Origin of the sequence: Leptothrix cholodnii SP-6, from assembly GCF_000019785.1 — a bacterium.
GTDB lineage: Bacteria > Pseudomonadota > Gammaproteobacteria > Burkholderiales > Burkholderiaceae_C > Sphaerotilus > Sphaerotilus cholodnii.
The window spans coordinates 2,823,361-2,835,000 of the sequence record NC_010524.1; the positions used below are offsets into that span (position 1 = coordinate 2,823,361).

The 11,640-nt window shown below is 70.2% G+C and carries 8 protein-coding genes (1 of these 8 only partly in view); 7 read left to right on the plus strand and 1 reads right to left on the minus strand.

The annotated features are described in order from the left end of the window. Nucleotides 1-14: 14 nt before the first annotated feature. The 5 genes from LCHO_RS12925 to LCHO_RS12945 all read left to right on the plus strand — a co-directional run bounded on the left by LCHO_RS12925 (nt 15) and on the right by LCHO_RS12945 (nt 3,465). Nucleotides 15-947, plus strand: coding sequence for a DMT family transporter (locus tag LCHO_RS12925; protein WP_012347604.1), 933 nt, complete (start codon nt 15-17; stop codon nt 945-947). Nucleotides 948-1,015: 68 nt separating this feature from the next. After that, a complete protein-coding gene (locus tag LCHO_RS12930; protein ID WP_012347605.1) occupies nt 1,016-1,642 on the plus strand; it encodes an L-threonylcarbamoyladenylate synthase in 627 nt (208 codons plus the stop codon). Nucleotides 1,643-1,665: 23 nt separating this feature from the next. Then, on the plus strand, nt 1,666-2,166 hold the full coding sequence (ybaK, locus tag LCHO_RS12935) for a Cys-tRNA(Pro) deacylase (RefSeq protein ID WP_012347606.1): 501 nt from the start codon (nt 1,666-1,668) through the stop codon (nt 2,164-2,166). 79 nt (nt 2,167-2,245) lie between these two features. Next, a complete protein-coding gene (plsY, locus tag LCHO_RS12940; protein ID WP_150105469.1) occupies nt 2,246-3,007 on the plus strand; it encodes a glycerol-3-phosphate 1-O-acyltransferase PlsY in 762 nt (253 codons plus the stop codon). A 71-nt stretch (nt 3,008-3,078) separates the two neighbouring features. Beyond that, nucleotides 3,079-3,465 (plus strand): glutaredoxin family protein, encoded by a 387-nt coding sequence (locus tag LCHO_RS12945; RefSeq protein ID WP_012347608.1) that lies wholly within the window; start codon nt 3,079-3,081, stop codon nt 3,463-3,465. A gap of 30 nt (nt 3,466-3,495) precedes the next feature. On the opposite strand, the gene LCHO_RS12950 is transcribed toward LCHO_RS12945, so the two are convergent. Further along, nucleotides 3,496-4,554, minus strand: coding sequence for an aldo/keto reductase (locus LCHO_RS12950; protein ID WP_012347609.1), 1,059 nt, complete (start codon nt 4,552-4,554; stop codon nt 3,496-3,498). 278 nt (nt 4,555-4,832) lie between these two features. On the opposite strand from LCHO_RS12950, the gene LCHO_RS12955 reads away from it, so the two are divergent. Together LCHO_RS12955 and LCHO_RS22235 are read left to right on the plus strand one after the other, a co-directional pair. Next, a complete protein-coding gene (locus tag LCHO_RS12955) occupies nt 4,833-5,960 on the plus strand; it encodes an HD-GYP domain-containing protein (RefSeq protein WP_012347610.1) in 1,128 nt (375 codons plus the stop codon). Nucleotides 5,961-6,017: 57 nt separating this feature from the next. Continuing rightward, nucleotides 6,018-11,640: the 5' portion of a PAS domain S-box protein gene (locus LCHO_RS22235; protein ID WP_012347611.1), read on the plus strand. Its footprint extends 257 nt past the window's final position; the window shows 5,623 of its 5,880 coding nt (coding positions 1-5,623); the start codon lies at nt 6,018-6,020; the stop codon falls past the right edge of the window.

Consider the following 11,640-nt stretch of genomic DNA (forward strand, 5'->3'; position numbering starts at 1 on the left):
CCGCCGCCGAATCGATGCAATCGCGCCCCCTGCTCGGCGTGGCGCTGATCGTCTGCGCCACGATCTGCTTTGCCACGATGGACAACGCGGTGCGCTACGCCGGCCGCATCATGCCGGTGCTGGTGATCATCTGGCTGCGCTACATGACGCAGACCGTGGTGATGGCCGGCTGGCTGCTGCGCGAGGTCCTGCACGACGGCCGCCGCAACGCCTTCCGCACCGCCCACCCGAAGTTCCAGAGCGTGCGCGGCGCGCTGCTGCTGGCCTCGTCGGCGTTCGGTTTCTTCGCGGTGCAGTACATGCCGGTGGCCGAGTTCACCGCCATCAACATGCTGACGCCGGTGCTGGTCACGCTGCTGGCCGCCTGGCTGTTGCGTGAACGCGTCAGCCGGCTGCGCTGGCTGCTGGTGCTGGGCGCGTTCACCGGCGCGCTGATCGTGATGCGCCCGGGCAGCGGGCTGTTCGGCTGGGCGGTGCTGCTGCCGCTGGGCGGGGCCGTCACGTACGCCAGTTTCCAGGTCCTGACCAGCAAGCTGGCCGCGCTCGAAAGCCCCACCACCACGCACTTCTACACCGGGCTGGTCGGCACCCTGCTGCTCGCGCCGGTGGTGCTGGCCAGCCCGATCGACATCGACGCCCAACTGCTCGCCGCCAGCGGCACCACCTGGGCGCTGCTGATCGCCATCGGCCTGCTCGGCACGGTCGGCCACCTGCTGCTGATCCTGGCGCTGGGCTGCGCGCCGGCCTCGCGGCTGGTGCCGTTCCTGTACGCGCAGCTGGGCATGGCGGCGCTGATCGGCTGGCTGCTGTTCGGCGACCTGCCCGACGCCTGGGGCTGGATCGGCATGGGCGTGATCGCCCTGTGCGGCGCCACCACCGCCTGGCTCAACGTGCGCGCCGCCGCCACGCCGCCCTCGCCGCTGACGAGCGATCCGGTCTGCGATTGAGCCTGCGCCAGATCGACGCGCGTCGAGTTGTGGCGGGCTGAAGACAGGCGTCGCGCGACAATCGCGCCATGGCTCAATTCTTTGAAGTCCACCCGGACAACCCACAGCCGCGCCTGCTCAAGCAGGCGGTGGCCATCATCGCCGCCGGCGGCGTGGCGGCGATCCCGACCGACTCGAGCTACGCGCTGGTCTGCCAGCTCGACGACAAGGCCGCCGCCGACGCGCTGCGGCGCATCCGCGGCGTCGACGACAAGCACCACCTGACGCTGCTGTGCCGCGACCTGTCCGAGCTGTCGAGCTACGCGCGGGTCGACAACCGCCAGTACCGCCTGCTCAAGAGCGCCACGCCGGGGCCGTACACCTTCATCCTCGAGGCCACCAAGGAGGTGCCGCGGCGGCTGTCGCACCCGTCGCGCCGCACCATCGGCCTGCGCGTGCCCGACCACCGCGTCACGCAGGATCTGCTCGATCTGTTCGGCCAGCCGCTGCTGGGCACCACGCTGATCCCGCCCGGCGAGATCCACCCGCTCAACGACTGCGCCGAGATCCGCGAGCGCTTCGAGCGCCTGGTGCAGGTGATCGTCGACGCCGGCCCCTGCCCGGCCGAGCCGACCACCGTGGTCGACCTCAGCAGCGGCGACCCGGTGCTGGTGCGCGCCGGCCGCGGCGATCTGGCCACCGTCGGCCTCGACTGAAACCCGACACGGCGATTGCAGCGATGGCGAAGAAACCCGTGCATGTCAGCGAGACGCCGGCCACGCAGTTCCTGCGGCGCGCCGGCATCGCCTTCACCGAACACCCGTACGACTATGTCGAGCGCGGCGGCACGGCCGAATCGGCGCGCCAGCTGGGCGTCGACGAACACGCCGTCGTCAAGACGCTGGTGATGCAGGACCAGGACGCCAAACCGCTGATCGTGCTGATGCACGGCGACCGCCAGGTCAGCACCAAGAACCTGGCGCGCCAGATCGGCGCCAAGAAGGTCGAGCCCTGCGCGCCCGACGTGGCGCAGCGCCACAGCGGCTATCTGGTCGGCGGCACCAGCCCGTTCGGTTTCCGCAAGGCGGTGCCGGTGTACGTCGAGGCCGGCGTCCTGGCCCTGCCGTGCATCTACATCAACGGCGGGCGGCGCGGTTTCCTGGTCGGCATCGCGCCGGCCGTGCTGGTCGACAGCCTGGGCGCGCGGGCTGTCGAGGCGATCGACCCGGCCTCCGCCTGAACGCCCGCCGCCGATTCCTCCAAACGCCCCCACTAAACTCGCTGCCGCCATGCTTGTGGCGGCCGGAACCTTCACGCAGATGACCACCCCCACTCTCACCATCGCCGCCGTCGTGCTGGCCTACCTGATCGGCTCGCTGTCGTTCGCCGTCATCGTCAGCCGCGTCATGGGCCTGACCGACCCGCGCAGCTACGGCTCGGGCAACCCCGGCGCCACCAACGTGCTGCGCTCGGGCAACAAGGCGGCGGCCGCGCTGACGCTGCTGCTCGACCTGCTCAAGGGCCTGATCCCGGTGCTGGCGGTGATGCTGTTGGGCGAGCCCTGGAACCTGCGCGAGAACACCGCCGCGCTGGTCGGCCTGGCGGCCTTTGCCGGCCACGTCTGGCCGGTGTTCTTCAAGTTCAAGGGTGGCAAGGGCGTGGCCACCGCAGCCGGCGTGCTGCTGGGGCTGAACTGGGCGCTCGGGCTGGCCACGCTCGGGGTCTGGATCGTGGTGGTCTATTTCACGCGCTATTCGTCGCTGGCGGCGCTGCTGGCTGCCGTGGCGGCACCGGCGCTGCACATCGTCGGCTGGGGCGCGTCGGGCGCCACGCTGTCGATCGTGGTGATGAGCGCGCTGCTGGTCTGGCGCCACAGCGCCAACATCGGCAAGCTGCTGGCCGGCACCGAAAGCAAGCTCGGCCAGAAGGCTGGCGGCGCCGCCAAGGGCGCCTCGTCAAGCCCGTCGGCCCACGCGGAGGCGGGCCCGACCGATGTCGCCAGACAGGCCCCGCCGCGCCGCCACGGCCCGGCGACCAGCCCGAACGCCGGGCCCAAGGGCGGCCGGCGCCGCCGCCACTGAATCTCGAATCCTGCAGCGGCCGCCACGGCCGCAAGCGTCAACGCCAGCATCCGCACCTTGAGGAGCACCGCATGATCAAGAAACTCCTGGCCAGCGCCCGCCGACACAGCCTGATCTCGCTGGTGCTGGTGGTCGGCTTCACCGCCGTTTCCGTCAAGGCGGCGCAGAAGGTGGTGGACTACCAGCGCGCCTCGGCCCTGCGGGCGGTGGCGCAGCCGGGCGACATCCGCATGCTCTCGCGCACCGATTGCGGCTACTGCACGCTGGCGCACGCCTGGATGAGCAAGCATGCCATCCCGTTCGAGGAATGCATGATCGACACCGATGCCGCCTGCCGCGCCGAACACGAGCGCCTGGGCACCCGCCTGACGCCCACCGTGCTGGTGCGCGGCGAGGTGCAGCGCGGCTTCGACGCCCAGCGCGTCACCGCCACGCTGGCCGGCAAACCGGCGCACTGAGCGCAGCACGGCGGCACAGCGCCGCCAGTCTCACTGGCCCGGGTCGCGGTGCTTCCAGCGGATCGCGTCGATGCCCGCCAGCACGTCGGCCGACAGGGTCGTGCCCCAGGCGTCGAGGTCTTCGTCGAGCTGCGCCAGCGTCGTCACGCCGATGATGGTGCTGGCCACGCTCCAGCGCCGGTAGCAGAACGCCAGCGCCATCTGCGTGGGCGTCAGGCCGTTGTCGCGCGCCAGTGCGTTGTAGAGCCGCGCGGCTTCGAGCGACTCGGGGCGGCCCCAGCGCTGCTTCTTCATGCTGTCGAAGATCGCCATGCGGCCCGGCAACGCCGGGTCTTCGAGGCCCAGCGCGTCGTACTTGCCGGTCAGCAGGCCGAAACCGAGCGGCGAATACGCCAGCAGCGACACCTGCTCGCGCCACAGCACCTCGTCGAGCGCGTTGTCGACCACCCGGTTGATCAGGCCGTACGGGTTCTGCACCGTGGCCACGCGCGGCAGGCCGGCCTGCTCGGCCACCTTGACGAATTCCGACACGCCCCACGGCGTCTCGTTGGACAGGCCGATGGCGCGCACCTTGCCGTCGCGCACCAGGCGCTGCAGCGCGCCGAGCTGGGTCTCGATCGACGCACCGGCGCGCTCCTTGCGCGGCTCGAAATACACCGCGCCGAAGGCCGGCACGTTGCGCACCGGCCAGTGGATCTGGTAGAGGTCGATCACGTCGGTGCGCAGGCGCTTGAGGCTGGCCTCGCAGGCCGCGACGATGTCGTCGGCGCCGAGGTCGGCGCTGCCGCCGCGGATCCAGTCCATGCCACGCGACGGGCCGGCCACCTTGCTGGCCAGCACCACCTTGTCGCGCACGCCCGGCCGGCCGGCCAGCCAGCTGCCGATGATGGCTTCGGTGGCGCCGAAGGTCTCGCGCCGCGGCGGCACGGCGTACATCTCGGCGGTGTCGATGAAGTTGACGCCGCGCTCGACGGCGCGGTCCAGGATGGCGTGGGCGGCGGCTTCGCCGACCTGTTCGCCGAACGTCATGGTGCCCAGGCAGATCGGGGTGACACGCAGGTCGCTGCGGCCGAGGGTGATCAGTTCCATGTCGAAGATCCTTGCGTGTGAGGGGCCGGCTCGGGCCGAAGAGGCGCGAGTTTGCCGCAAGCGCCGGCTTCACGCGCGGCCCGGTGATCCGTCCGGAAGGGGATGCTCGGGCGCGGTATTTCCGAAGCAGGCTTGACGCGCGTCTGACACGGCGTCAAATGGCATGAACAGATCGTGAAACTTGTGGCTGTTCGAGGTTTCGCGGCAAATCGGGTCGATATGATCCCCAACTGCCTGCAAGGATGGATGGCGGTCATCCACGGCGGCGCCCTTGCGTGATGCCCGACTCGATCATCCTCATCGTCGACGACAACCCCGAGAACCTCACGGTGCTCGGCGAGTTGCTGCGCAGCCACTACCAGGTGCGCGCCGCCAACTCGGGCCCGAGCGCCCTGCGCCTGGCCGCCCTCGTGCCGCGCCCGCAACTGGTGCTGCTCGACGTCATGATGCCGGGCATGGACGGCTACGAGGTGCTGCGCCTGCTGCGCGCCGACGAAAGCACGCGCGACATCCCGGTGATCTTCACCACCTCGCTCGACGCCACCGAAGACGAGGAGCTGGGCTTCACGCTCGGCGCGGTCGACTACATCACCAAGCCGCTGCGCCCGGCGATCGTGCTGGCGCGGGTGCGCACCCACCTCGAGCTCAAGCAGGCGCGCGACCGCCTGCAGGAACAGAACACCGACCTCGAGGCCGAGGTGGTGCGCCGCATGGGCGAGAACCTGCTGATCCAGGACGTCAGCATCCTGGCGCTGGCGCACCTGGCCGAAATCCGCGACCCGGAGACCGGCAACCACCTGCTGCGCACCCAGGAATACGTGCGCTGCCTGGGCCACGCGCTGAGCAGCCATCCGCGTTTTGCCGACGTGCTCGACAGCCACACCGTCGAGCTGCTGGCCAAGTCGGCGCCGCTGCACGACATCGGCAAGGTCGGCATCCCCGACCACATCCTGCTCAAGCCCGGCAAGCTCAGCCCTGAAGAATGGGTGGTGATGCAGACCCATGCGCGCATGGGCGCCGAGGCGATCGAACACGCCGAGCGCGACGCCGCACGGCCGGTGGAGTTCCTGGCGTTTGCCAAGCAGATCGCCCACCACCACCACGAGCGCTGGGACGGCAACGGCTACCCCGACGGCCTGGCCGGCGACGCCATCCCGCTGGCGGCTCGCCTGATGGCGCTGGCCGACGTGTTCGATGCGCTGATCTCGCGGCGGGTCTACAAGGAGCCGTTCCCGCCCGAACAGGCGCGCGACATGATGGCGCGCGAACGTGGCAGGCACTTCGACCCCGACATGCTCGACGCCTTCCTGCGGGTGTTCGACGACTTCTGTGCCATCGCTGAGCGCTACGTCGACAGCCAGGACAGCGTCGACGCCAAGCACCGCCAGCTGACCGCCTCGCGCTAGCGCGTGTCACCGCGGCGTGCGCCGGCCCCTCCCAACCTGAAACCGCCGGCCGATCCCGTGTCCACCGCCGCCACCCAGCGCAGCCGCCGAATCAGCTGGACGCTGCTTTACGCGGCTGTTGCCGCGCTGTGGATCTACGGCTCCGACGCGCTGCTGAGCGCGCTGGTGAGCGACCCCATGGCGCTGTCGCAGCTGTCGGTGCTCAAGGGCTGGCTGTTCGTGGCGGTCACGTCGGTGGCGCTGTACTGGATCCTGGGCAAGTCCGGCCCGGCGACCCCCGCCCCGATCGCGGCATCGACCCGGGTCTGGCCCTTGCGCGTGATGGTGGTGGCCGGCGCCCTGACGATCCTGGGCCTGATCGGCCTGACCATCACGCTGAGCTACGAGCAGCAGAAGCAGCGCGAAGGCGCCCGCATCGAGGCGATCGCCCAGCTGCGTGCCGACCAGATCAGCGCCCTGCTGCAGGACAAGAAGAAGGACAGCGCCTTCGTCGTCAACAGCGCCTTCTTCGCCGACCTCCACACGCGCTGGAAGGACGGCGGCGATGCCGCGGCCGGCGTGCTGCTGAAGAGGCGCCTGGGCGAGTACCGCGAGTCCAACGGCTTCCAGTCGGTGCTGCTGCTCAACGATCAATTCGAACCGCTGATCACCTCCGGCGTCCACGCCGACACCACCAGCGCGGCGCTGCAGCAGACCGTGCAACGCGCCTTCGCGACCGGCTTGCTGCAGGTTTCCGACATCCACGGCGCCAGCAGCCCCGCCGACGCGCAGGTGCTCGATCTGGTCGCGCCGCTGCGCCTGAGCGGCCATCCGCCACGTGTCGTGGTGGTGCTGCGGCTGCGCCTGAGCGATTTCCTGTACCCGACCCTCGACCACTGGCCGATCCCCAGCCGCAGCGCCGCCACGCTGCTGGTGCGGCGGGTCGGCGACGAGCTGATCGGCGTGCGCGGTCGCAATCCGATCCCGCTGGCCACCTCCGACTCGCTGGCCGCACGCGTGGTACGGGGTGAACTGCCGTACGGCCGAGCCGTCGAGGCGCCGGATTTCCGCGACAAGCCGGTGTTCGGGGCCGTCATGCCGATCAAGGGCACCGACTGGCTGCTGGTGGCGCGCATCGACCGCGCCGAGCTGATCGAACTGGCGATGAAGGACGCCATGTGGATCGGCGCGGCCGGGCTGCTGGCGCTGTTCATGGGCGGCGTGGCGGCGTACTGGCTGCGCGAGCGCCAGTCGCTGCAGTTCGAGCTGCGCGCGCAGTCGCAGGAACACGAACGCCTGCGCGCCCTCGCCTTGCTGTCGGCCATCGCCGACAGCTCGACCGACGCGATCTTTGCCAAGGACCTGCAGGGCCGCTACCTGCTGTTCAACCGCGAAGCCTCGCGCCTGACAGGCATGTCGGCCGATGCGGTGCTGGGCAATGACGACCACCTGCTGTTCCCGCCCGAGCAGGCGGCGAAAGTGATGGCCAACGACGCCCAGGTGATGCGCGACGGCCAGGTCGGGACTTTCGAGGAGGAGCTCGACACCCCCGAAGGCCGGGCGACCTACATGGCCACCAAGGGGCCGCTGCGTGACACGCAGGGGCAGGTGGTCGGCATGTTCGGCATCTCGCGCGACGTCACCGAGAAGCGGCGTGCCGAACAAGCGCTCGCACGCAGCGAGGCGCGCTACCGCGCCGCCTTCGAGCAGGCGGCGGTCGGCATGTCCGAAACCGGTCTCGACGGCCGCTGGCTGCACGTCAACGACCGGCTTTGCGAGATCACCGGCTACAGCCGCGACGAGCTGCTGCAGATGCGTTTCCAGCAGGTCACGCTGCCCGAGGAACTCGAGCCGATGCAGGTGCTGATCGAGCGCACGCTGGCGGGCGAGCAGAACGGCTTCTCGATCGAGAAGCGCGATCGCCACCGCGACGGCTGGCTGATCTGGGTGCACGTGTGGACGCAGCTGGTGCGCGACGAACACGGCGCGCCGCAGTACTTCGTGTCGGTGATCGAGGACATCAGCCTGCGCAAGCAGACCGAGGCGGCGCTGGCCGAATCGGTCGAACTGGTGCAGGCGGTGGAAGACTCGGTGCTCGATCACATGGCGGTGCTCGATGCCGACGGCAACATCGTCGCGGTCAATGCGGCCTGGGAGCGCTTTGCGCACGACAACACCGATCCCGGCAACGAAGGCAGCGAACGCAGCGACGGCAGGCCGGCGCCGCGCACCGGCGTGGGCGACAACTACCTGCGCGTCTGCGAGGCCGCCACCGGTGACGAGGCCGCGCAGGCCCGCGCCATCCACGACGGCATCCGGGCGGTGCTGCGGGGCGAGGCCCAAGCGTATGCGGTCGACTACACCTGCCACACGCCCACGCGCAAACGCTGGTTCCATCTGGCCGTGACGCCCCTGCGCACGCGCAGCAGCGGCGCGGTGATGGTGCACACCGACATCACCGATCGCAAGCGCGAGCAGGAGCTGCTGCGCAAGAGCGAAGCACGCCATCGCTCGATGGTGAATTCGCTCAGCGAAGGCATCATCATCTTCGACGCCCGCGGCCATGTCCAAGCCTGCAACCCCGCCGCCGAACGCATGATGGGCCTGACGCAGGCACAGATGCGCGGCCCGCGCGAGACCGGCCTGGCGATGTGGCGCCCGGTGCAGCCCAACGGCAGGCCGATGCCCCGCTCGAAGCTGCCGCTGCTGCGCACGCTGACGACCGGCCAGCCCTGCCACGACGTGGTGCTCGGCGGCGTCACGCCCGACGGCAAGACGCGCTGGCTGCTGGCCAACGCCGAGCCGGTGCGCGAGCCGGTGTCGGGCGAGCTGACCGGCGTGGTCACGTCGTTCACCGACATCAGCGAGCGTTTCGTCGCCGAGCAGCAGCTGCGCAAGCTGTCGCTGGCGGTCGAACAGAGCCCCACCGGCATCGTCATCACCGACGTGCAGGGCAACATCGAATACGTCAACCAGGCCTACACGCTGGTCAGCGGCTACAGCCGCGACGAGCTGATGGGACACAACCCGAGCCTGGCGCAGTCGGGCCTGACACCGCGCCAGCATTACACCGACATGTGGAGCACGCTGGCAAAGGGCCAGTCGTGGCAGGGCGAGTTCATCAACCGGCGCAAGAGCGGCGAGACCTACGACGTGTTCGCCACCGTGGTGCCGATGCGTGACGGTGAAGGCGCGGTCACGCATTACCTGGCGATCAGCGAGGACATCACCGAACGCAAGCGCCTGAGCGCCGAGCTCGACCAGCATCGACACCACCTCGAGGAGTTGGTGGCCGAGCGCACCCAAGCGCTTCAGGTCGCGCACCAGGCGCTGGCCGACAGCGAGAAATTCCTGCGCTCGCTGGCCGACAACCTGCCCGACCGGCTCACCTACTGGGACACCGACCTGCGCTGCCGGTTCGCCAACAAGGCCTTCCTGAAGTTCCACGACCTGAGCGAGGAGCAGGCCATCGGCCGCAGTTCCAGGCATCTGCTGATGGATCAGGCCAGTGCCAGCGAATGGATCGTGCGCATGTCGGCGGCGATGAGCGGAGCCCCGCAACACTTCGAACGGGCCCGGTTGGGTGCCGATGGCCGCAGTCGCACAGAAAGGGTGCACCAGATCCCCGACCTCAAGGACGGCGTCGTCCAGGGTGCGTTCGTGCTGGTGTCGGACATCACCGGCATCAAGCAGGCCGAACAGCGCCTGACCCAGCTCAACGAGGAACTGACCTTCGCACGCGACCGCGCCGAGGCGGCCAACCGCGCCAAGAGCGTGTTCCTGGCCAACATGAGCCACGAGATCCGCACGCCGATGAACGCCATCATCGGCCTGACGCACCTGCTGCTGCGCGACAGCACCGACACCGTGCAGCAGGAGCGCCTGGGCCAGGTGACGGGCGCCGCCCACCACCTGCTCGACGTGATCAACGACATCCTCGATCTCTCCAAGATCGAATCCGGCAAGCTCGAACTCGAGCAGACCGACTTTCCGGTCGACACCCTGCTGTCGCGCGCCTGCGCCCTGGTGGGCGAACGCGCCCGCGCCAAGGGGCTGGAACTGGTGCTCGACAGCCATCGGCTGCCGACCAGCCTGCGCGGCGACCCGACCCGGCTGTCGCAGGCGCTGGTCAATCTGCTGAGCAACGCGGTGAAGTTCACCGAACAGGGCTCGGTGGTGGTGCGCGCCGAGATCGTGCACGAAGACCCCGACGGGCTGACGGTGCGTTTCGAGGTCGACGACACCGGCATCGGCATGGCGCCCGAGCAGATCGGCCGCCTGTTCGCCGCCTTCGAGCAGGCCGACAGCTCGACCACCCGGCGCTTCGGCGGCACCGGACTCGGGCTGGTCATCACACGCCACCTGGCCGAGCTGATGGGCGGCGAGGTCGGCGTCAGCAGCGCGCCGGGCGTGGGCAGCCGGTTCTGGTTCACCGCGCGGCTGCAGCGCGCGGCCGGCGGCGGCGCCCCGGCCGTCGTCGCGCCGGCGTGGTTGACGGGCATGCCGGCGCTGCTCGTCGAAGACCTGAGCGCCACGCGCCAGGCCGTCGGCGACATGCTGGGCGCGCTCGGCCTGCGCGTCGACACCGCCCAGGAGCGCCAGGAAGCGATCGACAGGGCCGCCAGCGCAGCCGCAAGAGGCGCGCCCTACCGGATCCTGCTGATCGACGCCCGACTCGGCACCGAACAACCGGCCGCCACCGCGCTGCAGATGCACACCCGGCTGGGCGCGCAGATGCCGCCCACGGTGCTGCTGGTCGAAGACGGCGACCCGATCGAGCTGCCGGCGTCGCTCACGACGCTGCACGCCGTCGCGCTGCCCAAGCCGGTCACCGCCTCGGCCCTGCTCGACACCTTGCTGCTGCTGCTGCGCGACGACATTGCCGCGCCCGCGCCACCGGCGCCGGCCGCACCGATGCCGATCGAAACCCTGCTGCGCAGCCGGCATGCCGGCGCACGCGTGCTGCTGGCCGAGGACAACGCCGTCAACCGCGAGGTGGCGGTCGAGCTGCTGCAGGCCGCCGGCATGCAGGTCGACCTGGCGGTCGATGGCCAGGAGGCGATCGACATGTGCCAGCGCACCGCCTACGCGCTGGTGCTGATGGACATGCAGATGCCGCAGGTCGACGGCCTGGAAGCCACCCGCCGCATCCGCGCCGATGCGCGCCTGGCCGATCTGCCGATCCTGGCGATGACCGCCAACGCCTTCGGCGAAGACCGCGCCGCCTGCCTGGCTGCCGGCATGAACGACCACATCGCCAAGCCGGTCGACCCGCAGGTGCTCTATTCGCATCTGCTGCACTGGCTGCCCCCGGTTGGCACCCTGGCCGCAGACCGGGCCGGGATCACGACCGATCGGGCGGCCCTGCCCGGCACGGTCCCCGCCCGGGAAACGGCCGCGCCACCGCGCAACAGCACACCGACCGAGCGGCAGACGCGGGTGCTGCAGCTGTTTGCCGAAACCGAAGCGCAGGCACTCGATCCGCTCGACGACGAACTCGGCCGGGGCGACCTGGCAGCCGCGCGCCACACCGTCCACGGCCTGCGCGGCGCGGCCGGTGCGATCGGCGCCAGCGCCCTGCATGCCGAAGCGGCGTCACTCGAGGCGGCGATCGTCGCCGGCCTGTCGATCGACACGCTGCGCGGCTCGGCCGCGGCCTTGCGGACGTCGCTCGCCGGCTTTCTGGCGCAGATCGACACCC

Bases quoted from the DNA above. Each gene is read 5' to 3' on its own strand.
- LCHO_RS12925 (WP_012347604.1), top strand. From the start codon at position 15: ATGCAATCGCGCCCCCTGCTCGGCGTGGCGCTGATCGTCTGCGCCACG.
- ybaK (WP_012347606.1), top strand. From the start codon at position 1,666: ATGGCGAAGAAACCCGTGCATGTCAGCGAGACGCCGGCCACGCAGTTC.
- LCHO_RS12945 (WP_012347608.1), top strand. From the start codon at position 3,079: ATGATCAAGAAACTCCTGGCCAGCGCCCGCCGACACAGCCTGATCTCG.
- LCHO_RS12955 (WP_012347610.1), top strand. From the start codon at position 4,833: ATGCCCGACTCGATCATCCTCATCGTCGACGACAACCCCGAGAACCTC.
- LCHO_RS12930 (WP_012347605.1), top strand. From the start codon at position 1,016: ATGGCTCAATTCTTTGAAGTCCACCCGGACAACCCACAGCCGCGCCTG.
- plsY (WP_150105469.1), top strand. From the start codon at position 2,246: ATGACCACCCCCACTCTCACCATCGCCGCCGTCGTGCTGGCCTACCTG.
- LCHO_RS12950 (WP_012347609.1), bottom strand. From the start codon at position 4,554: ATGGAACTGATCACCCTCGGCCGCAGCGACCTGCGTGTCACCCCGATC.